Origin of the sequence: Stenotrophomonas sp. STK17_22 (assembly GCF_051983905.1) — a bacterium.
GTDB lineage: Bacteria > Pseudomonadota > Gammaproteobacteria > Xanthomonadales > Xanthomonadaceae > Stenotrophomonas > Stenotrophomonas maltophilia_A.
On record NZ_CP197010.1, the window covers coordinates 3,301,026 to 3,321,848 of the forward strand.

Here is a 20,823-nt window from a genome sequence, read left to right on the forward strand (position 1 = left end):
TACCGTTTCACAGATTGGCGGTGCGGTTGCGGCCAGGTGCCTCAGCCCGCATCCACCGCCAACGCGCCCAGCGCACTGGCCTTGATCCGCTCCTTGGCCTTTTCACAGGCGCCACCGCAATCCAGGCGCGAGGCCTCCAGCTGCGGCGGCAGGTGCTCGGCCAGGAAGTCGATGAACACGCGCACCGCCGGCAGCAGGCCGCGGCGCGAGGCGAACACGGCATGGCACACGCCCTGCGGCAGCGACCAGTCCGGCAGCACCACTTCCAGTTCGCCGTTGCGCACGGCATCGGCGCACACGGTTTCCGGCAGCATGGTGATGCCGAAACCGTCCTTCACCATGCTCTGCAGCAGCGGGAAGTCGAAACCGGCCACGCGCGGCTGCAGGTCGACCCGGCGCACTTCGCCTTCCGGGCCGTGCAGCTCCCAGCGCTGGCGGGCCTCGTCTTCGCTGATGCTGAGGGTGACGTGCTGGGTCAGCTCTTCAGGATCCTTCGGCCGGCCGGCGCGATCCAGGTACTTCGGGCTGGCCACCAGCAGTTCCTGCACCTGTCCGAAGCTGCGCATCACCAGGCTGCCATCGTCGTCCAGGCGCGAGCGCACGCGCAGGGCCACGTCGTAGCCTTCGTTGATGATGTCCACGCGGCGGTTGCTGATGTTCAACTGCAGGCGCACCTTCGGGTACTGCTCAAGGAACTTGGGCAGCAGCTTGGGCAGCTGCATCTGCGCCAGCGATACCGGCACGCTGGCGCGCACCACGCCGCGCGGTTCCGCGCTGAGGCGGTCCACCACTTCGCGTGCGGCCTGTGCCTCGGCCAGCATCGTCTGCGCGTGGCGGTGCACGCTGGTGCCGACATCGGTGACGGCGAAACGACGCGTGGAGCGCTGCAGCAGGCGAACGCCCAAGTCGGTTTCCAGCTGGCTGATGCGGCGGCTCAGGCGCGACTTGGGGATACCCAGTGCGCGCTCGGCGGCGGCGAATCCGCCATGGTCGACCACCATCGCGAAGTAGTACAGATCATTCAGGTCATGCATGCCCGAGTTCCATATCTAGAACAATACGTGGCATTCAACCACCTTTATCCCGCCTTTGCAACAACCTATCGTTCTCTCCGTCGGCGGCAAGCCCGCCACCTCTCCCGAACATAGGTACTGCCATGAAGCTTCTGCACATCGACGCCAGCGTGCTTGGCGACAACTCCGTCTCCCGCCACCTGACCGCCGCCGTGGTGGCCCAGTTCACGCAGCAGATCGACGGCCTGCAGGTTGATTATCGCGATCTTGACGCCAATCCGGTACCGCATCTGCGCAGCGGATCGCTTGCCAGGACCGACGCTGCCGAAGCCGCCGATGCTGAACAGGTACTCGAGCAGTTCCTTTCGGCCGATATCGTGGTGATCGGCGCGCCGATGTACAACTTCAGCATTCCGTCCACCCTGAAGGCCTGGATCGACCGCGTGGCCGTGGCCGGGCGCACCTTCAAGTACACCGAGAACGGTCCGGTCGGCCTGGCCGGTGGCAAGCGGGTGATCATCGCCAGCAGCCGTGGCGGCATCTACACCGATTCGCCCGCGGACTTCCAGGAGCCCTTCCTGCGCCAGACGTTTGCCTTCTGGGGCATCAACGATGTCGAGTTCGTACGCGCCGAAGGCATCGCCTACTCGCCGCAGCACCGCGAAGACGCCATTGCTGGCGCACTGGCTGCGCTGCCGTCGCACGAAGCGGCCGCGGCCGCTGCTGCATAAGCGTTCCAGCGTTCGGCGCCGCTCTCTCCTCGTCTGGGCGCTGAACGCGGGCCGGGATCCCCTCCCCCATCCCGGCCCACCCTGGCGGCCCCGCTTTGCGGGGCCGTTTTTTTGTGGCGTATGGACTGAGCGCTACGTCATCCACGCATGGCGTGGCTCTACCGCACGTGCGCGTGGATACGCTGCCATGCGCGACGCTCACCAGAACGTTAGGCTGGGGCCATGAACTACATCGTGACCACTGCACACCGCAGCGAATTTCCGCACCCGATCACCCTGCGCCGTGGCCAGGCGCTGGTGGTGGGCGAACGTTATGAAGGGCCTGAAGGCTGGGAAGACTGGTTCCTGTGCGAGGCAGAGGGCCAGCAGCCGGGATTCGTGCCCGCGCCGGTGATCGGCCGCGACGCGCAGGGTTGCGCATTTGCCACGGAAGACTACTGTGCGCGCGAACTGGATGTGGATCCCGGGCAGCTGCTGCGTGGCGAGCGCACGCTCAATGGCTGGGCGTGGTGCGTGCCGGAGACGGGCGAACCGGGCTGGGTGCCGTTGGAGAAGGTGCGGGTTGTGGAGTGATCACGGTGGTTCATCCACGCATGGCGTGGATGTAGCCCGCATTGTAGATCCACGCCATGCGTGGATACGGTGCCATGCAAGCATGGCACCCACCAGAGCCGCAGCAGTGCCATGCAAGCATGGCACCCACCAGAGCCGCAGCAGTGCCATGCAAGCATGGCACCCACCAGAGCCAGAGCAGTGCCATGCAAGCATGGCACCCACCCCATCAGGCTATCAGCCGATGGTTTCCAGGCCACCCATGTACGGGCGCAGCGCCTCCGGCACGGTGATGCTGCCGTCGGCGTTCTGGTAGTTCTCCATCACCGCGATCATCGCGCGGCCCACCGCCACGCCCGAGCCGTTCAGCGTGTGCGCCAGCTCCGGCTTGCCGGTGGCCGGGTTGCGCCAGCGGGCCTGCATGCGGCGGGCCTGGAAGTCACCACAGTTCGAGCACGAGGAGATCTCGCGGTAGGTCTCCTGCGACGGCAGCCAGACTTCCAGGTCGTAGGTCTTCACCGCCGAGAAGCCCATGTCGCCGGTGCACAGCAGCACCTTGCGGTACGGCAGGCCCAGCTTTTCCAGCACCACTTCGGCGCAGCGGGTCATGCGCTGGTGTTCGGCATCGCTGTCTTCCGGGCGGCTGATCGAGACCAGCTCGACCTTCTCGAACTGGTGCTGGCGGATCATGCCGCGCACGTCGCGGCCACCGCTGCCGGCCTCGGCACGGAAGCACATCGAGTGGGCGGTCATGCGCAGCGGCAGGCGTTCGGCATCGACGATCTCATCGCGCACGATGTTGGTCAGCGGTACTTCCGAGGTCGGGATCAGGTAGCGCGTGGAATCGCCCACGGCGGTCTTGAACAGGTCGTCCTCGAACTTCGGCAGCTGGCTGGTACCGCGCAGCGAGTCGGCGTTGACCAGCAGCGGCACGTTGGTTTCCTCGTAGCCGTGCTCACCGGTGTGCAGGTCGACCATGAACTGCGCCAGCGCACGGTGCAGGCGCGCAATCGGGCCGCGCAGCACGGTGAAGCGCGAACCGGACAGCTTGGCGGCGGTTTCGCCGTCCAGCCAACCGTTGCGGGCGCCCAGTTCGACGTGATCGAGCACCTTGAAGTCGAACTGGCGCGGGGTTCCCCAGCGCGCCTGCTCGACGTTGTCGTTCTCGTCGGCACCGGCCGGCACGTCATCGGCCGGCAGGTTCGGAATGCCCATCGAGATGGCGTCGATCTTCTCGCGCAGCTCGTCCAGCGCCACTTCCGAGGCCTTCAGCTCATCGGCGAAGGCAGCGACCTCGGCCATGATGGCCGAGACGTCCTCGCCCTTGGCCTTGGCCTGGCCGATGGCCTTGGAACGGCTGTTGCGCAGGCTCTGCAGCTCCTGGGTCCGCACCTGGATGCGCTTGCGATCAGCCTCCAGGGACTCCAGGGCAGACACGTCGAGCTCGAAGCCGCGGCTGGTGCGCAGGCGTTCGGCGAGGTCGGCGGGCTGGTGGCGGAGCAGGGCTGGATCAAGCATGGCAGGTGTCGTGGTGGGTATCAGGGATGGGATTATCGCTTGTTATACGGATTTCTGCCGCCCGGTTCATTCCCGGCGTGGCAGAATCGGGCTATTCCGTACTGGTCCGGTCCATGTCTGCACCCCGCTCGTCGTCCGCCAAGTCGTTCACTGTGCATATCCCGCGCAACGCCCTGAAGATCGCCGGCATCGCCTTCGGCGTGGGCGTGCTGCTGTTCGTGCTGGTCTGGCTGACCGGCCGTGACAAGGAGTTCTTCCGCGCCGACCCGGCCGCACAGACCCCGCAGGAAACCGCCCAGGTCGAGCCCCTGCCGGAACCCTTGGCCGCTGCAGCCGGTTCCAGCGACATGCCTGACGCCAAGCCGGCACCGGTGGAGGAGGAAGCGCCGAAGCTGGTCGAAACCGCTCCGCCGCCACCCGCCCCGATCGCCGAGCCGGCCCCGGCCGCCCCGGGCGCTGCGCCGGCTGCGACCAGCAACAGCCAGCCGATGCCGATTGCCGGCCAGTCGCCGCCGCCGTCGTACCCCGCCGCCGCCCTGCGCGCCGGCGAAACCGGCACCGTGGTGGTACGCGTGGACGTGGACGCCACCGGCTATCCCAACAACACCACAGTGATCCAGCGCAGTGGTTCACGCGACCTCGACCGTGCCGCCACCGACGCGGTGCGCCGCTGGCGTTTCACCCCGGCGCAGAGCAATGGCCAGGCCGTGCCCGGCAGCATTGAAGTACCGTTCGACTTCAAGACGCAGTAACTGAACGCTTCCCGGCAGGCAAACTGAACCCTGCCGGTGGCGTTGACGCAGCGCTGACACTTCCCGTCCATGGCTCGGGCAACACTTCCCACGTCGTCAGTTGACGGAAGGAGTTTGCGATGACTGCCACCACCCACGAAGACCTTCATTCGCCGCAGCTGCAGCAGGATTCGAGCGTGCAGCACAAGCCCACGTCGCCCTGGATGTGGATCGCGCTGATTGTGGCGATGTTTGCGGCCGCCCTGCTGTGGCTGCGCCATTCCAACCAGGAGGATGTGGCGCCGGCGCCGGTCGGTGAGCGCATGTTGCCCGCCGCTGAGCAGGCTGCGGTGACCGATGCAGCAGCACCTGCAACGCGCCAGGCTGCCCCGGCCTCCCGCCAGCACAAGGCCGCACCGGTCGCGCGTAATCGCGAAGCACGCCCGCTGGCCAGCAACCGCATGCCCACCTACCCCGCTGCCGCACTGCGCAGTGGCGTGCAGGGCAGCGTGATCGCCAGCCTGAATGTTGATACCCGTGGCAATGTCGCCAACGCTGCGATCGTTTCGCGCAGCGGCGAGCGCAGCCGCGACCTGGACCGTGCGGTGCTGAACACCGTGCAGAACTGGAAGTTCCAGCCTGCGGTGCATGACGGCCGCGCAGTAGCAAGCGTGGTGCGGGTCCCGGTGGATTTCCGTACCGAGCAGCGTTGATCGCGGACGAGGGGTTCGTGATGTTTCGACGGAGGCTTCGGCCTCCGTCTTTTTATGCGGAAAGGCGTGCCAACCAAGGTTGGCACCTACCGGGTGATGTGAGCGTGCCGACCAAGGTCGGCACCTACCGAGTGATGTGAGCGTGCCGACCAAGGTCGGCACCTACCGGGTGATGTGAGCGTGCCAACCAAAGTTGGCACCTACCGGGTTACGTCATCCGCCGGGCGTGGCCTTTCAGGCCAGATTGAATCCGGCGCTGCGGGCCAGGCCGTCGAAGTCCGGGAAGGACGTGGCGACGTTGGCGATATCGTTGATGCGCACCTCGCCGTCACTGATCTGGCCGGCAATGGCGAACGCCATGGCGATGCGGTGGTCGCCGTGGCTTTCGATGGTGCCGCTGCCCAGGCGCACGCCACCATGCAGGGTGGCACCGTCTTCAGTTTCGTCCACCTGCATGCCCAGCGCGCGCAGGCCGGTCGCCATCGCGGCGAGACGATCGGATTCCTTTACCCGCAGTTCGGCGGCCCCGCTGACCACGGTCTGGCCTTCGGCGGCCGCAGCGGCCACGAACAGCGCCGGGAACTCGTCGATCATGTCCGGCACCAGTGCTTCCGGAATGCGTGCGCCCTTCAGCGGGGCGTAGCGCACCACCAGATCCGCCACCGGTTCACCGCCCTGCTCGGCCGGATTTTCTTCGGTGATGTCCGCCCCCATCAGGCGCAGCGCGTGCAGCAGGCCGGTGCGACGCGGGTTCAGGCCGACCTGCTTCAGGCGCAGCTCGGAACCGGGAATGATGCTGGCAGCCACCAGATAGAACGCGGCCGAGGAGAAGTCGGCCGGCACCACGATGTCAGTAGCGCGCAAGCGCTGGCCACCACGCAGGCGTGCCTTGCCGGGCGAGAATTCGATGTCCACGCCGAACGCGGACAGCATGCGCTCGGTGTAGTCACGGGTCGGGTGCGGTTCGGTCACCTGGGTTTCGCCCTGCGCGTACAGGCCGGCCAGCAGCACCGCCGACTTGATCTGCGCGCTGGCCACCGGCGAGGCGAAGTCGATGCCGTGCAGCGACTGGCCGCCATGCACGTGCAACGGCGGCGTGCCATCGCTTTCAGTGTCGATCTTCGCGCCCATCTGCGACAGCGGGCCGGTCACGCGGCGCATCGGGCGGCCGGACAGCGACTCATCGCCGATCAGCGTGCAGTCGAACGCCTGGCCCGCCAGCAGGCCGGCCAACAGGCGCATGCCGGTACCGGCGTTGCCGCAGTCCAGCGGCGCATCCGGCGCCTTCAGGCCGTCGATACCGACGCCGTGCACGATGCGCTGCGACGGGCTGGGGGTTTCGATGCGCACGCCCAGCTGGCTGAAGATGCGCGCAGTGGCGCGGGTGTCCTCGCCTTCCAGGAAACCTTCGATATGCGAGGTGCCATCGGCCAGCGCGGCGAACATCACCGAGCGGTGCGAGACCGACTTGTCGCCGGGAATGGTCAGGCTGCCCTGCAGCGGCTGGCCCTTGCGGGCGATCCAGTGTTGCGCGTTGCTCATCGTTCGATCGTTCCGTAAACGCCGGCAGCGCCGGCGATGCATCAGGGAGCGGCGGCCGTGGCCGCCGCCGCAGCACTCAGGGCACGGCCACCGGATAGGAGCCGAGTACCTTGATCTGTGCCGAGTGCGCTTCCAGTTCGGCCAGCGCGGCCTGCATCGGCGCATCGTCGATGTGGCCGGCCAGGTCGATGAAGAAGCCGTATTCCCACTTGCCGTGGTGCGACGGCCGCGACTCGATGCGGTTCATGCTGATGCCGTGGCGGGCGAACGGACTGAGCACGTCGAACAGCGCACCGGGCTTGTCATGGATGAACACCAGCACCGAGGTGCGGTCGTGGCCGGAGGTCGGGAAGATATTCCGGCCCACCACCAGGAAGCGGGTGGTGTTGTCGGCATCGTTCTGGATCGGCTTGGTGACCACCTTCTTCAGGCCGTAAACATGGCCGGCACTCTCGCCACCGATGGCGGCGGCATCGTCGGCATTGCGGGCGCGGCGCGCACCTTCGGCGTTGCTGGATACCGGAATCTTCTCGGCCTTCGGCAGGTTGGCGCGCAGCCACGCCGAGGTCTGCATGAACGACTGCGGATGCGCGTAGATGCGCTCGATGTCCTCGATGCGGCCGCTGCGCGACATCAGGTACTGCTGCACGCGCAGTTCCACCTCGCCACAGATCTTCAGGTTGGAGGTCAGGAACATGTCCAGGGTGATCTGGATGGTGCCCTGCCCCGAATTTTCCACCGGCACCACGCCGAAATCGGCGTTGCCCGCTTCCACTTCCTGGAACACTTCTTCGATGCTGGCCATCGGCAGGCCCAGCGCCGAGCGGCCGAAGTGCTTGAGCACCGCCTGCTGGCTGAAGGTGCCTTCCGGGCCGAGGTAGCCGATCTTCAGCGGCTCCTGCTGGGCCAGGCAGGCCGACATGATCTCGCGGTAGACGTGCACCAGCAGCTCATCGCTGAGCGGGCCTTCGTTACGGTCCACCACCATGCGCAGCACCTGCGCTTCGCGCTCGGGGCGGTAGTAGTCGACGGCGGCGGCAAGCTTGCCCTTGGCCTTGCCGACCTGGTGGGCGAAGCGCGCGCGCTCGGCGATCAGGCTCTGGATGTCGCGGTCGATCTGGTCGATCTTCGAGCGCACATCGGCCAGCGCCAGCGGCGCCAGGGTGGGGGCCGGGTTCGACGCGGCCTTGGCCTTGCCCTTCGCCTTGGTGGGCGCGCTGTCCTTGGCCGGTTCGGCCTTCTTTGGCGCCTTCTTGCTGGATTTGCTGCTTGCCATCGGAGTTCCTTGTTACGGGGCCCGCACCCGACGGTGCGCGCCGTTCATTGCTCAGCCGTGACGCTGCTGGAAATCGGCCATGAAGGCGACCAGCGCCTCGGCCCCGGCCAGCGGCATGGCGTTGTACAGCGAGGCGCGGATGCCACCCACTACCTTGTGGCCCTTCAGCGCCAGCAGGCCGGCGGCCTTGGCTTCGGCGACGAAGCGGGCATCAAGCTCGGCATCAGGCAGGAAGAACGGGATGTTCATCCGCGAACGGGCCGCGTGTGCGACCTCGTTGCGGTAGAAGCCGCCGGAGCCGTCGATGGCGCCGTACACCAGCGCTGCCTTGGCGGCATTGCGCTTGGCGAACTCGGCCACGCCGCCCTCGGCCAGCATCCACTTGAACACCAGGCCGGCCAGATACCAGTTCCAGGTCGGCGGCGTGTTGAGCATCGAATCACGGGCGACGTGCGAGCGGTAATCGAAAATGTCCGCACGCGGTTGTCCGCTGCGTTCAAGCAGGTCGCGGCGGATGATCATCACCGCAATGCCGACCGGGCCGAGGTTCTTCTGCGCGCCGGCGTAGATCACGCCATAACGGCGCACGTCCAGCGGTTCGCTGGCGATGGACGAGCTGAAGTCGGCGATCAGCGGGACGTTGCCGGTGTCGGGCACATCACGGAACTCGACGCCGTGGATGGTCTCGTTGGCGGTGATGTGCACGTAGGCGGCATCGCGCGACAGCTGCCAGTCGGCACGCGCCGGCAGCTCGCGGTAGCCGTTGGCCTCGCTGCTGGCGGCGATGTTGACGTCGACGTAGACCCCGGCCTGCTTGACCGCGGTCTTGCCCCAGTGACCACTGACCACGTAGTCGGCACGCTGGCCGGGGCTGGCGAAGTTGAGCGGGATCAGCGCCTGCTGGGTGGTGGCGCCACCGGACAGGAACAGCACCGCATAGTCGTCGGGGATGTCGAGCAGGCGACGCAGGTCGGCCTCGGCCTCGGCGGCCACGGACATGAACTCCGCGCCGCGATGGCTCATTTCCACGATCGAAGCACCGGTACCGTGCCAGTCCAGCATTTCCGCCTGCGCCTGGCGCAGGACCGATTCCGGCAAGGTTGCAGGGCCGGCACTGAAGTTGAACGCGCGCGTCATGTCACACCTGTGGGGCAAGACCCCTAGTATGCCGCAGTGCACCAGCCTTGCGGCCTTGTGCGGCAAGGGAAATTTGGTTTCATTGGAATCCATTGGCCAGCAGCATTGCCCCGGTAGTCGCCGACCTTGGTCGGCGTACGCCGTCAGGCGTCATCCCCGCCGAAGGAGCGTGCCGACCAAGGTCGGCACCTACCAGAGCGGATACGGCCGGTTCAGATCAGCGCGCGCCGAACCAGAGCAGCAGGCTGAGCAGTGCGGCCAGCAGCAGCGCACTCACCAGCAGCCACGGCCAGCGCCGGACCTTGCGCGGCGCGGCCGGCAGCACCGGCGCCTGCTCGGCGTCCTGGCTGGACTCGTCTTCATCCGGCAGCGGGCGCCGGCGCGGGTCATGCGGCACTTCCAGCACGAACCGGTGCTGGCCATCGAACACCACCTGGTCGCCTGCCTGCAGCCAGCAGTGGCGCACGGCCACGCCATTGACCCGTGTGCCATCGGCACTGCCCAGGTCACGCAACAGCACGCGCTCGCCATGCACTTCCACGCGGGCGTGCTGTTCGGCGAAGGCCGGCTCATTGATCTCGATGTCAGCGTCGCCACCGCGGCCGATCAGGCGGGACCGCGACAGCGTGAAACTGCGGCCATGGTGCAGGCCACCGACACCGCGCAGCAGGCGCTGCTGCTCATTGGTGCCGTCACCGCTGTTCGGTGCGGGGGCCTGCAGCAGGCTCTCCACCTCGCCCTGCAGGACCATTTCCACGCCGTCCACATACACCGCATCGCCCGCACGCAGCAGCGCCATGCGCCGCACCGGGCGACCGTTCACATGAATGCCGCGGATACCGTTGCCGACCTGCAGCCAGAGGCCGCGATCATCCACGCAGAACTGCGCCAGCAGCAGGGCACCATGGCCGGCGTCGCCGAGCCTCACACTGCCATTGGCCTGGCGCACGATGCGTTGCACCCCGGGCCGCAGCGGCTGGTCGGGCTGTTGTTGTTGGCTGAAGTGAACAAGCAGGTTCTGCACGCGGCGCAGCCTAGCAGGTTGGCCGCCAACGAAGAAGAACCTGCGATGAGTGCTTGGCGCGACGGCCCTCGATGCGCACAATGCTCGCCCTCATTGATCATCCCCGCCCTGCGCCAGGAGCCTGCATGTCCACCATCGATGTCCGCCACGCCCACGCCCTGCCCGACGCACAGGCACGCGCCGCGATCGAACAGGTCGCCGCCAAGCTGTCCGAGCGCTTCGGCCTGAAGTCGTCCTGGACCGCCGACGTGCTGAACTTCTCTGGCAGCGGCGTGGACGGTGCGATCGAGCTGCAGCCGGGCGCCGTGCGCGTGACGGCCAAGCTGGGCTTCCTGCTGTCGGCGATGAAGGGCATGGTCGAGGGCGAGATCCAGCGCGTGCTGAAGGAAAAGCTGGGCTGAACCCCGGCGGCGGCCGTCACGGCCGTGCAACGCCATCGCGCGCTACTCTCGGGGCAGGCCCAACTCCCACGGGAAGTGCGATGAACCAGTACGAAAACGATGACCGCCGCAACGACGACGCCTCGTTCGGTGACCAGGCCGAGCGCTTCTCGCGCAAGCTGAGTGACTCGGCGCAGCAGGTCTGGCTGGCCGGCCTGGGCGCCCTGGGCCGTGCACAGGCCGAAGGCAGCCGCTTCTTCGACGGCCTGGTGAAGGAAGGCGAAGCCTGGGAGGCCCGCCGCCGTGAACGCCACGGCGAACAGGGCCCGGGCTGGCGCGACAACGTGGAATCCTCGCTGGATGAGGCCCGCGAGAAGGCCTCTGGCACCTGGAACAAGGTCGAAAAGGCCTTCGATGACCAAGTGCAGGGCGTGCTCAAGCGCCTGCATGTCCCCACTGCGGACGAGGTGACCGCGCTGGAAGCCCGCATCGACGCCCTGCATGCGCGCCTGGCCAAGCTGGAGAACCGTGCCGCTTCGGGCGCCGATGCTCCCGTCCCGGGCAGCCATCAGTCGCCCGACAGCGTGCCCTGAATGCCATTGTTGCAATGCAATAAATTTTGATTGACAATCGCGAGCAACCCGCCAATCGCTTCGGCTGCCGTTTGTTCCCTCCCCTCACGGCTTCAGGATTGGCGGGTTTTTCGTGTCCGCCGTATACCGATCTGCGCGCGCCATCACGTTTCCTGTCAGGAACCTCCTGACCCAGCGATGCGGCACGACCTTTACACTGTCGTCCTCGCATTCGCCCCTTCCGCGCACCTCCTGCATGCTCCCTTGGATCCTGGCCCTGCTGTCGGCCCTGCTTACCTGTTCCCTGGCTGTTGTCTATCTGTGGTGGATCAAGCGGCGGCAGAAGGAGATGCAACTCGGCCTGCAAGCCCTGGCCGGCATGCACTGGCGCGAGTTCTCGGTACTGGTCAAGCGCATGCTGCGCGAACAGCGCGGCCTGCGTGAACTGAATGACCCGGCGGAGGAGTCCCGCGAGCCAAGCAGCGACTTCCTGCTCAGCGACGGCCCCAACCAGTGGCTGGTGTCCTGCAAGCATGGCCTTGCCTACCGTATCGGCACCGCCGCAGTGAACGAGCTGGGGGCTGCTGCGCGCCTGGCCGGCGCCAAGGGCGGCGTGCTGCTGACCGAAGGCCGGATGGAACGCGACGGCCGCAGCGCTGCCGAGAAGCAGGCGGTCGAGGTGCTGGACGGTCCACGCCTGTGGCCGCTGCTGCAGCCCTACCTGCCGGCGGAAATCGAAACCCGTGTGCGCGCCAGCGCCCGCCATGAAGCCCTGCGCCGGATCGCCATTGCCGCGCTCGGCGCGGTCACGCTGGGCCTGCTGGTGGGGTTGAGCCTGCAAGGGCTGCATGTGCAGGACGCCGCGCCTGTTGCCGAGGTGGCGGACACCCCCGCGCCGGTTGCGCCTGCGGTTGAAGCGGTGCCCGAACCGGCGCCGGCCCCCGCCACCACGCCGCCGGCCGCTGCGCCTGCACCGGCCGCGCCCTCAGCCGACGCGCGCAGCAACCCCAACCCGGATGCCGCCACGCTGGAGCGCTTCCAGGCCGATCTTTCCCGCGCCTTGGCCGGCAAGCCCGGTATCGCCAGCGGGGTCTGGCTGACCCGGCAGACGCTGGCGATCAACCGCACGGGCGAGCTGGACGCGGTGTGGCCACAGGTCTGCGAGGAAGTGCTGCACTACCCCGCCCTGCGCAACGTGCGCATCCAGCTCAACGCCCGCCCCGGCGTGGATGAGCCGGTGCGCTGGCGGCAGTGCGCCACGTATTGATTGGGATGTCCGTAGATGCGTGGGTGCCCTTGTAGAGTCGAGCCACGCTCGACTCATCGCGCATCGCGCCAACAGCAGCCGAGCATGGCTCGGCTCTACATGGCGCCTGCTCAGCCCAATGCCGCGAGATGGGCGATGTAACTGGAGCGCGATTCACCTGCCGCTCTGGCCTGCGCATCCAGCCTCGCCAGGATCCGGCGTGGCAGGCTGATGTTGACCCGCTCGATGGTGTCGTCCAGCAGGGCCGGATCAATGCAGATGTACGCAAGAATCCAACGGATGTCCTTGGATGCCTCGGCGGCGATCTTCTGCGGCGCGGAAGGTGTCGGAATCGAACGCCCCTCATCCAGGGCCGCATCAATCCAGGCGAGTGCAGCTTCCTCGGCAGCGCTGAGCGCATCATCAAGCGTATCGGCCGCCGAGAAGCACCCCGGCAGATCCGGAACGACCACACCCCACGCGGTGCGCTCATCGCCTGCCTCGATCAAGACTGGATATCGCATGGGCCCTCCTACGTCAGTCCTGCGAGCATCCGCATCGCCTGCACCAGCCCTTCCCCAGATCCTTCCTTGGGTGAGGAACGGTGATGATGTGAGGGTGCTGCGGGTGCACGAATACATTATGGGATCCGCGGATTCGACGACAGATCCAACCTGCCGCTTCCAGATCCCGGATGGGGTCCCTGCTCTTCATGCAGGGACGATACACATCGCACACACGCCCCGACAGAGTTCAAGGCGACAGTCGTTCCGGCCCAGTAGATCCACGCCATGCGTGGATGGAATCCCTATCGCGCGCCCGGCGCGAAGCGCGCCACCAGATCCCAGGCATCCCCCAGGAACACCTGGCGCACACGGGTGATCGGCTGTTCGCCGCGCCAGGTCAGGCGCTCGATCACCAGACAGGCGGTGCCGGGCTTCACCTCCAGCAGCTTGGCGGTGGCGGTGTCCGCGCCCCAGGCACTGATGCGGTGCTGGGCACGGGTCCACGACACGTTCTGCAGCAGCCAGCTGCCCGGCGCGGTGGTACTGAAATCGACCTCCAGCACCTCGGGCACGCCCACCGGGCTGATCAGGCGGTGCTCCAGCGCCAACGGACGGCCATCGGCCAGGTGCAGGCAGCGCATCGCCAGCAGCGTCTCCTGGCCGGCCAGCTCCACTTCACCGGCATTGCCAGCGTCGGCCAGGCGTAGCTCGCGCTGCAGCAGACGATAGGCGTACTGATGGCCGCGCGAGCCGACCTCCATCGCGATATCGGGAATCTCCAGCGCCACCTGCTCCAGGTGTGGGGGCTGCCGCGCCACGAACGAACCGGCGCGGCGGCGCCGCTCGATCATGCCGCTCTCGGCCAGCGCGGTCAGCACCTTGTTCACCGTCATCCGCGAGCAGCCGTACTGCTCCATCAGCTCGTGCTCGTACGGAATACGGAAGCCCGGCGCCCACTCTCCGCTGAGGATGCGGCTTTCCAGATCGCTGCGGATACGCTGGTTGAGCGTGGCGGACTTGCTGGCCTTCACGTGATGGGGTCTCGGTGGCGGGAGGCGATCAGCCCAGCACGCCACGCAGGGCGGCAGCGAAGGCGGTGGTGATCGCCTCGCGCTGCAGGTGGCGGCCGTCGGCCACGCACTGGCGGCCATGACGCCAGACCGATCGCAGCGCGCCATTACGTGCGGCGAACACCCAGCTGTCAAGCCATGCGTCATCCTGCCGCGCCTGTAGCGCGGGGTGTGCGGCATCCAGCTCGACCAGGTCGGCACTGGCGCCGACCTGCAGGCCGGCGGCCACACCCAGGGCCTGTGCACCGCCTTGCAGTGCGCCCTCGAACAGGAAGCGGCCGGTGCTGCGGGTGGCATCCGGAGCCAGCACATTGCGCCCGCGCAGGGTCAGGCGCTGACCGTATTCAAGCAGGCGCAGTTCTTCAGCCGCGTCGATCAGCACATTGGAATCGGAGCCGACACCGAAGCGACCGCCTTCGCGCGCGAACGCCTGCATCGGGAACAGGCCGTCGCCCAGGTTGGCCTCGGTGATCGGGCACAGGCCAGCCACGGCGTGGCTGGCGACGATGGCCGCGCGCTCGTCATCGGTGATGTGGGTGGCATGCACCAGGCACCAGCGCGCATCCACCGGCGCATGGTTGTACAGCCACTGCACCGGGCGCTGGCCGCTCCAGGCCAGGCAGGCCTCCACCTCGCGCACCTGTTCGGCGATGTGGATGTGCACCGGGCCGTCGGTCAGCGGCAGCAGGGCACTCAGTTCCTCTCCGGTGACCGCACGCAGGCTGTGCGGGGCAATGCCGAGCACCGCATCGGGCAGCGCGGCCAATGCCGGCCTGGCGGCATCCAACAGCTGCGCGAAACCGTCCACATCGTGGATCAAGCGACGCTGCGCGGGATTCGGCGCCGCACCGCCGAAATCGGCGTGCGCATAGAACACCGGCAGCAGGGTCAGGCCGATGCCGGTCTGGTCGGCCGCCGCCGCAATCCGCGCGCTCATCTCGGCACGGTCGGCATACGGCCGGCCGTCAGCATCGTGGTGCAGGTAGTGGAATTCGCCGACGCGGGTGAAGCCGCTTTCCAGCATTTCCATGTAGGCCTGGGCGGCGATGGCCTGCACTGCGTCCGGGCGCAGATGGGCCAGGAAGCGGTACATCAGCTCGCGCCAGCTCCAGAAGCTGTCACCGTCGCCGCCGCCGATCTCGGTCAGCCCGGCCATGCCGCGCTGGAAGGCGTGGCTGTGCAGGTTGGGCAGGCCCGGCACCAGGATGCCGACGCAGGTGTCGCCGTGCTGGGCGCCCTGCCCCATGTGGATCGCCGTGATGCGGCCGTCCTGCACCTGCAGGCGGACATCACGGGCCCAGCCGTCGGCCAGCAGGGCGTGGGCGGCATGGAAACTGTGCGGGGAACGCGAATCGGACATGGCTGGACAACCCGAAATGGACGCCTATATTGTATAGACATATAAGCACAGCCGCGTTGTGGATGCCATGCACGTCGATACCCTCTGGTCCAACGTTCACCTGATCACCCTCGATGGCGAGGGGCTGGGTGTCATCCGCGATGGCGTACTGGCCTGCGCCAACGGCCGCATCGTCCATGTCGGCGCGGCCGGCAGCGATGCCCACCTGCAGCCGACCACCCGCATCGACGGCGAAGGCCGCTGGATTTCGCCCGGCCTGATCGACTGCCACACCCACCTGGTCTACGCCGGCAACCGCGCCAACGAATTCGAGCAGCGCCTGCAGGGCGTCAGCTATGCCGACATCGCCCGTGCCGGCGGCGGCATCGTCTCCACCGTGCGCGCCACCCGCGCCGCCACACCGGAACAGCTGGCGCACGAAAGCCGGCCGCGCCTGCTGGCGATGCGCGCCGAGGGCGTGACCACCCTCGAGATCAAGTCCGGCTACGGCCTGACCCTGCCCGACGAGCGCAAGCAGCTGCAGGTGGCGCGTGCGCTGGGCGAGGAATGCCGGGTCAACGTGGTGACCACCTTCCTCGGCGCACACGCGATTCCGCCGGGCCGCGAAGCACAGGAATACACCGACGAGGTGTGCAATGTGATGATTCCGGCCATCGCCGCCGAAGGCCTGGCCGAAGCGGTGGACGTGTTCTGCGAGAACATCGCCTTCTCGCCGGCACAGGCGCGGCAGGTCTTAGAAGCGGCGCGCGCTAACGGGCTGGCGGTAAAGATCCATGCCGAGCAGCTGAGCAACCAGCATGGTGCTGAACTGGCCGCCAGCTTCGGTGCCCTCTCGGCCGACCATATCGAACATCTGGACGAGGCCGGCATCGCCGCGATGGCCGCCGCCGGCACCGTCGCCGTGCTGTTGCCCGGTGCCTTCTATTTCACCCGCGATACCACCCTGCCGCCGATCGCTGCGCTGCGTGCGGCCGGCGTGCCGCTGGCGCTGGCCACCGACAGCAATCCGGGCACTTCGCCGCTGACCAGCCCGCTGCTGGCGATGAACATGGGCGCCACCCTGTTCCGCCTGACCGTGGACGAATGCATCGCCGGCTTCACCCGTGAAGCGGCGCGCGCACTGGGCCATGGCGAGCGCATCGGCCGCCTCGCCGTGGGCATGGACTGCGACCTGGCGATCTGGGACATCGACGCCCCCGCCGACCTGGTCTATCGCATTGGATTCAACCCGCTGCACGCGCGCGTGGTGCGCGGACAGCCCGACCTGCCTGCCTCCTGGAGCAACACATGAGCAACACCCTGGTTCTTCGCCCCGGCCATGTCACCCTCGCCCAGTGGCGGCAGGTCTATCGCGGTGCGCCGCTTGCACTGGACCCGGCCGCGCTGCCGGTGGTGCGTGCCAGTGCCGCGACCGTGGCCGCCATCGTCGCCAAGGGCGCGCCGGTCTATGGCATCAACACCGGCTTCGGCAAGCTGGCCAGCGTGCGCATCGAGCGCGAGGACCTGGCTACCCTGCAGCGGAACATCGTGCTCTCGCATGCGGCCGGTGTGGGCGAGCCGATGCCGGCGAATGTGGTGCGACTGATGATGGCGCTGAAGCTGGTCAGCCTGGCGCAGGGCGCTTCGGGCGTGCGCGAGGAAACCCTGCTGCTGCTGGAAGCAATGCTGGTCAAGGGTGTGCTGCCGGTGGTGCCCGCACAGGGCTCGGTGGGTGCCTCGGGTGACCTGGCGCCGCTCTCGCACCTGGCCAGCGTGATGCTGGGCGTCGGCGAAGCCTTCATCGGTGACGAACGCCTACCGGCGGTCGACGCACTGGCACGTGCCGGCCTGCAACCGATCGAGCTGGGCGCGAAGGAAGGCCTGGCGCTGCTCAACGGCACCCAGTTCTCCACCGCCTATGCGCTGGCCGGCCTGTTCGAGATCGAAACCGTGTTCCAGGCCGCGTTGGTCACCGGCGCGCTGTCGGTGGAAGCGGCCAAGGGCTCGGATACCCCGTTCGACCCGCGCATCCATGCCATCCGCGGCCAGCGCGGGCAGATCGCCACGGCCGCCACCCTGCGCACGCTGATGCAGGGCTCGGACATCCGCGAATCGCATCGTGACAACGACGTGCGCGTGCAGGACCCGTATTGCCTGCGCTGCCAGCCGCAGGTGATGGGCGCAGCGCTGGACATCCTGCGCCAGGCCGCGACCACGCTGGAAATCGAAGCCAACGGCGTGTCCGACAATCCGCTGGTGTTCACCGATACCGGCGAGGCACTGTCAGGCGGCAACTTCCACGCCGAACCGGTGGCCTTCGCCGCCGACATGCTGGCGATGGCGGTGTGCGAGATCGGCTCGATCAGCGAGCGCCGCCTGGCGATGCTGGTCGACCCGGCGCTGTCCGGCCTGCCGGCGTTCCTGACCCCACGCCCGGGCCTGAATTCCGGCTTCATGATTCCGCAGGTGACCGCCGCCGCGCTGGTCTCGGAAAACAAGCAGCGCGCCTACCCGGCCAGCGTCGATTCGATCCCGACCTCGGCCAATCAGGAAGACCATGTGTCGATGGCCGCACACGGTGCGCGCCGCCTGATGCAGATGGCCGAGAACGCCGCCAACGTGATCGGCATCGAGCTGCTGGCCGCCGCGCAGGGCTGCGACTTCCACGCGCCGCTGCGCTCCAGTGCCGCGCTCGAATCCGTGCGCGCCACCCTGCGTGCGCAGGTGCCGACGCTGGAAGAAGACCGCTACTTCCACCCGGACATGGTGACCGCCACCAACCTGGTGCGCAGTGGCGCGCTGGCGCAGGGCTTGGCCGGGCTTCTGCCAACCGTGGAACCGCAGGCATGAATGTCCATCCCGAATGGCTGACGGTGCACGAACGCGATGCCCCGCTGATCGTCAGCTTTCCGCATACCGGCAGCGAGCTGCCGCACGACCTGATCGGCGACTACCACTCGCCGTGGCTGGCCCGTCGCGACGCCGACTGGTGGGTGCACGAACTGTACGACTTCGTGCGCGGCATGGGCGCGACCACGGTGCGTTCGGCGATCTCGCGTTCGGTGATCGACCTCAACCGCGATCCCAGCGGCGTGTCGCTGTACCCGGGCCAGAACACCACCGGCCTGTGCCCGCTGACCACCTTCGACAACCAGCCGCTGTACCACGCGGGCCGCGAGCCGGATGAAACGGAAATAGCCCGTCGCCGCGACACGTATTTCCTGCCTTACCACGATGCGCTGGCTTCGCAGATCACGCGCCTGCGTGAACGCCACGGCACCGTGGTGGTGTACGACGCGCATTCGATCCGCTCGCATATCCCGCACCTGTTCGACGGTGAACTGCCGCAGTTCAATCTCGGTACCGCCGGCCCCTCCGGCGCGCCGGACACCTCCTGCGACAACGCGCTGAGCGATGTGGTGGAGAACCTGCTGAAGATCAGTGGCATGAGCCAGGTGCGTAACGGCCGCTTCAAGGGCGGCTGGATCACCCGCCACTACAGCAACGTCGCCGGCGGCGTGCACAGCCTGCAGATGGAGCTGGCCTGCCGCGGCTACATGCACGAACCCCTGCCGGACCAGGTGGACGAACACAGCTGGCCCACCCCGCTCGACCCCGACCACGCCGCACCGCTGCGCCACACCCTGGCGCAGGTGCTCAACGCCTGCCTTGAATTCGCTACGAACCGGAGCGCCGCATGACCCGCAACGACCCGTCCCGCACCATCGCCGCGCCGACCGGCACCACGCTCAACGCCAAGAGCTGGCTGACCGAAGCGCCGCTGCGCATGCTGATGAACAACCTGCACCCGGACGTGGCCGAGCGCCCGCAGGAACTGGTGGTGTACGGCGGCATCGGCCGCGCCGCGCGCGACTGGGAGAGCTTCGACGCCATCGTCGAAACCCTCAAGCGCCTGGACGATGACCAGACCCTGCTGGTGCAGTCGGGCAAGCCGGTGGGCGTGTTCCGCACCCATGCCGATGCGCCGCGCGTGCTGATCGCCAATTCCAACCTGGTGCCGCGCTGGGCCAACTGGGACCACTTCAACGAGCTGGATAAGAAGGGCCTGGCCATGTATGGCCAGATGACCGCCGGCAGCTGGATCTACATCGGTGCGCAGGGCATCGTGCAGGGCACCTACGAGACCTTCGTGGAAATGGGTCGCCAGCACTTCGGTGGCGACCTGACCGGCAAGTGGCTGTTCACCGGCGGCCTCGGCGGCATGGGCGGCGCACAGCCGCTGGCTGCCGTGATGGCTGGCGCCTCGTGCCTGGCCGTCGAATGCCGCAAGAGCAGCATCGACATGCGCCTGCGCACCGGCTACCTGGATACCTGGACTGACAATCTGGACGAAGCGCTGCGCCTGATCGACGAGTCATGCAAGGCTGGCACGCCGAAGTCGGTGGGCCTGCTCGGCAATGTCGCCGACGTGCTGGCCGAACTGCTGGCGCGCGGCGTGAAGCCGGACCTGCTGACCGACCAGACCTCCGCGCACGACCCGGTGAACGGCTACCTGCCGCAGGGCTGGACCGTCGAGCAGTGGGACGAAAAGCGCGTGAGTGCGCCGAAGGACGTGGAGAAGGCTGCACGCGCATCGATGGCCAACCACATCCGCGCCATGCTCGGCTTCCACGCGCTGGGCGTACCGACCGTGGACTACGGCAACAATCTGCGGCAGATGGCACTGGAAGAAGGCGTGGCCAATGCCTTCGATTTCCCGGGCTTCGTACCCGCCTACATCCGCCCGCTGTTCTGCCGTGGCATCGGCCCGTTCCGTTGGGCCGCACTGAGTGGTGACCCGGAAGACATCGCCAAGACCGACGCCAAGGTGAAGGAACTGATTCCTGACAACCCGCACCTGCACCGCTGGCTGGACATGGCCGCCGAAAAGATCAAGTTCCAGGGCCTGCCCGCGCGCATCTGCTGGGTGGGTCTGGGCGACCGCGATCGTCTCGGCCTGGCGTTCAATGAGATGGTCGCCAACGGCGAACTGAAGGCGCCGGTGGTGATCGGCCGCGACCACCTCGACAGCGGCAGCGTTGCCTCGCCAAACCGCGAAACCGAAGCGATGGCCGACGGCTCCGATGCGGTGTCCGACTGGCCGCTGCTGAACGCCCTGCTCAACACCGCCAGCGGCGCGACCTGGGTGTCGCTGCACCACGGCGGTGGCGTCGGCATGGGCTTCTCGCAGCACGCCGGCATGGTGATCGTCTGCGACGGCACCGAGGCCGCGGCCAAGCGGATTGGCCGCGTGCTGTGGAACGACCCGGCCACAGGCGTGATGCGCCATGCCGATGCAGGCTATGAAATCGCGATCGACTGCGCGAAGGAAAAGGGGCTGGATCTGCCAGGAATCCTGGGCTGATCGCAGGGGTGCCGGCCAGCGGCCGGCACTACCGGAAGCGTAGGGTAGTGCCGGCCGCTGGCCGGCTCTCCCTGATGCGGGAATCGGTGCCCTTGACCCGCTCCCCCG

21 protein-coding genes are annotated in these 20,823 nt (G+C 67.5%); 11 read left to right on the forward strand and 10 right to left on the reverse strand.

Annotated features, from left to right (window positions below; genetic code table 11):
• Positions 1-41: 41 nt before the first annotated feature.
• Positions 42-1,034 (reverse strand): LysR family transcriptional regulator, encoded by a 993-nt coding sequence (locus ACSYS9_RS15495; RefSeq protein WP_005410175.1) that lies wholly within the window; start codon positions 1,032-1,034, stop codon positions 42-44.
• A gap of 122 nt (positions 1,035-1,156) precedes the next feature.
• Between ACSYS9_RS15495 and ACSYS9_RS15500 the strand changes: the two genes are divergently transcribed.
• Positions 1,157-1,744, forward strand: coding sequence for an FMN-dependent NADH-azoreductase (locus ACSYS9_RS15500; RefSeq protein ID WP_071227507.1), 588 nt, complete (start codon positions 1,157-1,159; stop codon positions 1,742-1,744).
• A gap of 222 nt (positions 1,745-1,966) precedes the next feature.
• Positions 1,967-2,317 carry a ligand-binding protein SH3 gene (locus ACSYS9_RS15505; protein ID WP_071227506.1) on the forward strand — a complete coding sequence of 117 codons (351 nt, stop codon included), beginning with the start codon at positions 1,967-1,969 and terminating at the stop codon, positions 2,315-2,317.
• 216 nt (positions 2,318-2,533) lie between these two features.
• On the opposite strand, the gene serS is transcribed toward ACSYS9_RS15505, so the two are convergent.
• Complete coding sequence (serS, locus tag ACSYS9_RS15510) at positions 2,534-3,814, reverse strand: serine--tRNA ligase (RefSeq protein ID WP_032129791.1); 1,281 nt, start codon at positions 3,812-3,814, stop codon at positions 2,534-2,536.
• A 113-nt stretch (positions 3,815-3,927) separates the two neighbouring features.
• Here serS and ACSYS9_RS15515 point away from each other — a divergent pair, with 113 nt between their 5' ends.
• Together ACSYS9_RS15515 and ACSYS9_RS15520 are read left to right on the forward strand one after the other, a co-directional pair.
• Positions 3,928-4,566, forward strand: a complete 639-nt coding sequence (locus ACSYS9_RS15515; RefSeq protein ID WP_071227505.1) for an energy transducer TonB — start codon at positions 3,928-3,930, stop codon at positions 4,564-4,566.
• A gap of 119 nt (positions 4,567-4,685) precedes the next feature.
• The gene (locus ACSYS9_RS15520; protein ID WP_071227504.1) at positions 4,686-5,258 is read left to right on the forward strand and encodes an energy transducer TonB; all 573 of its coding nucleotides are present in this window, start codon (positions 4,686-4,688) and stop codon (positions 5,256-5,258) included.
• A 234-nt stretch (positions 5,259-5,492) separates the two neighbouring features.
• On the opposite strand, the gene aroA is transcribed toward ACSYS9_RS15520, so the two are convergent.
• From aroA to ACSYS9_RS15540, 4 genes are all read right to left on the reverse strand, one after another.
• The gene (gene aroA, locus ACSYS9_RS15525; protein WP_071227503.1) at positions 5,493-6,800 is read right to left on the reverse strand and encodes a 3-phosphoshikimate 1-carboxyvinyltransferase; all 1,308 of its coding nucleotides are present in this window, start codon (positions 6,798-6,800) and stop codon (positions 5,493-5,495) included.
• A 76-nt stretch (positions 6,801-6,876) separates the two neighbouring features.
• On the reverse strand, positions 6,877-8,076 hold the full coding sequence (pheA, locus tag ACSYS9_RS15530) for a prephenate dehydratase (protein WP_014037689.1): 1,200 nt from the start codon (positions 8,074-8,076) through the stop codon (positions 6,877-6,879).
• A gap of 51 nt (positions 8,077-8,127) precedes the next feature.
• Positions 8,128-9,213: a 3-phosphoserine/phosphohydroxythreonine transaminase gene (gene serC, locus ACSYS9_RS15535; RefSeq protein ID WP_071227502.1), complete on the reverse strand. Its 1,086-nt coding sequence runs from the start codon at positions 9,211-9,213 to the stop codon at positions 8,128-8,130.
• A 217-nt stretch (positions 9,214-9,430) separates the two neighbouring features.
• Positions 9,431-10,237 carry an FHA domain-containing protein gene (locus ACSYS9_RS15540; protein ID WP_032127717.1) on the reverse strand — a complete coding sequence of 269 codons (807 nt, stop codon included), beginning with the start codon at positions 10,235-10,237 and terminating at the stop codon, positions 9,431-9,433.
• Between the two features lie 125 nt (positions 10,238-10,362).
• Between ACSYS9_RS15540 and ACSYS9_RS15545 the strand changes: the two genes are divergently transcribed.
• From ACSYS9_RS15545 to ACSYS9_RS15555, 3 genes are all read left to right on the forward strand, one after another.
• Positions 10,363-10,638, forward strand: a complete 276-nt coding sequence (locus ACSYS9_RS15545; protein ID WP_005417302.1) for a polyhydroxyalkanoic acid system family protein — start codon at positions 10,363-10,365, stop codon at positions 10,636-10,638.
• Between the two features lie 80 nt (positions 10,639-10,718).
• The gene (locus ACSYS9_RS15550; protein ID WP_071227501.1) at positions 10,719-11,210 is read left to right on the forward strand and encodes a phasin family protein; all 492 of its coding nucleotides are present in this window, start codon (positions 10,719-10,721) and stop codon (positions 11,208-11,210) included.
• 235 nt (positions 11,211-11,445) lie between these two features.
• Positions 11,446-12,456 carry a restriction endonuclease gene (locus ACSYS9_RS15555; protein WP_071227500.1) on the forward strand — a complete coding sequence of 337 codons (1,011 nt, stop codon included), beginning with the start codon at positions 11,446-11,448 and terminating at the stop codon, positions 12,454-12,456.
• Positions 12,457-12,566: 110 nt separating this feature from the next.
• Here ACSYS9_RS15555 and ACSYS9_RS15560 read toward each other — a convergent pair whose 3' ends face one another.
• The 4 genes from ACSYS9_RS15560 to ACSYS9_RS15575 form a co-directional block, all read right to left on the reverse strand.
• The gene (locus ACSYS9_RS15560) at positions 12,567-12,959 is read right to left on the reverse strand and encodes a type II toxin-antitoxin system HicB family antitoxin (RefSeq protein ID WP_005410188.1); all 393 of its coding nucleotides are present in this window, start codon (positions 12,957-12,959) and stop codon (positions 12,567-12,569) included.
• Positions 12,960-12,972: 13 nt separating this feature from the next.
• Positions 12,973-13,149, reverse strand: a complete 177-nt coding sequence (locus ACSYS9_RS15565) for a type II toxin-antitoxin system HicA family toxin (RefSeq protein ID WP_081352248.1) — start codon at positions 13,147-13,149, stop codon at positions 12,973-12,975.
• A 94-nt stretch (positions 13,150-13,243) separates the two neighbouring features.
• Complete coding sequence (gene hutC / locus ACSYS9_RS15570; RefSeq protein ID WP_071227499.1) at positions 13,244-13,972, reverse strand: histidine utilization repressor; 729 nt, start codon at positions 13,970-13,972, stop codon at positions 13,244-13,246.
• 28 nt (positions 13,973-14,000) lie between these two features.
• The gene (locus tag ACSYS9_RS15575; RefSeq protein ID WP_071227498.1) at positions 14,001-15,371 is read right to left on the reverse strand and encodes a formimidoylglutamate deiminase; all 1,371 of its coding nucleotides are present in this window, start codon (positions 15,369-15,371) and stop codon (positions 14,001-14,003) included.
• A 67-nt stretch (positions 15,372-15,438) separates the two neighbouring features.
• Between ACSYS9_RS15575 and hutI the strand changes: the two genes are divergently transcribed.
• Genes hutI through hutU form a run of 4 tightly spaced genes read left to right on the forward strand, consistent with a single transcriptional unit; the run spans position 15,439 to position 20,715 of the window.
• Entirely contained in the window at positions 15,439-16,662 is a 1,224-nt protein-coding gene (hutI, locus tag ACSYS9_RS15580; protein ID WP_071227619.1) for an imidazolonepropionase, read from the forward strand.
• Positions 16,659-18,200, forward strand: coding sequence for a histidine ammonia-lyase (gene hutH / locus ACSYS9_RS15585; protein WP_071227497.1), 1,542 nt, complete (start codon positions 16,659-16,661; stop codon positions 18,198-18,200). Before hutI ends, hutH begins: the two co-directional genes overlap by 4 nt.
• Positions 18,197-19,051: an N-formylglutamate deformylase gene (hutG, locus tag ACSYS9_RS15590; protein ID WP_071227496.1), complete on the forward strand. Its 855-nt coding sequence runs from the start codon at positions 18,197-18,199 to the stop codon at positions 19,049-19,051. Before hutH ends, hutG begins: the two co-directional genes overlap by 4 nt.
• Entirely contained in the window at positions 19,048-20,715 is a 1,668-nt protein-coding gene (hutU, locus tag ACSYS9_RS15595) for a urocanate hydratase (RefSeq protein WP_071227495.1), read from the forward strand. The genes hutG and hutU overlap by 4 nt, the downstream gene beginning before the upstream one ends.
• The last annotated feature ends 108 nt before the right edge of the window (positions 20,716-20,823 follow it).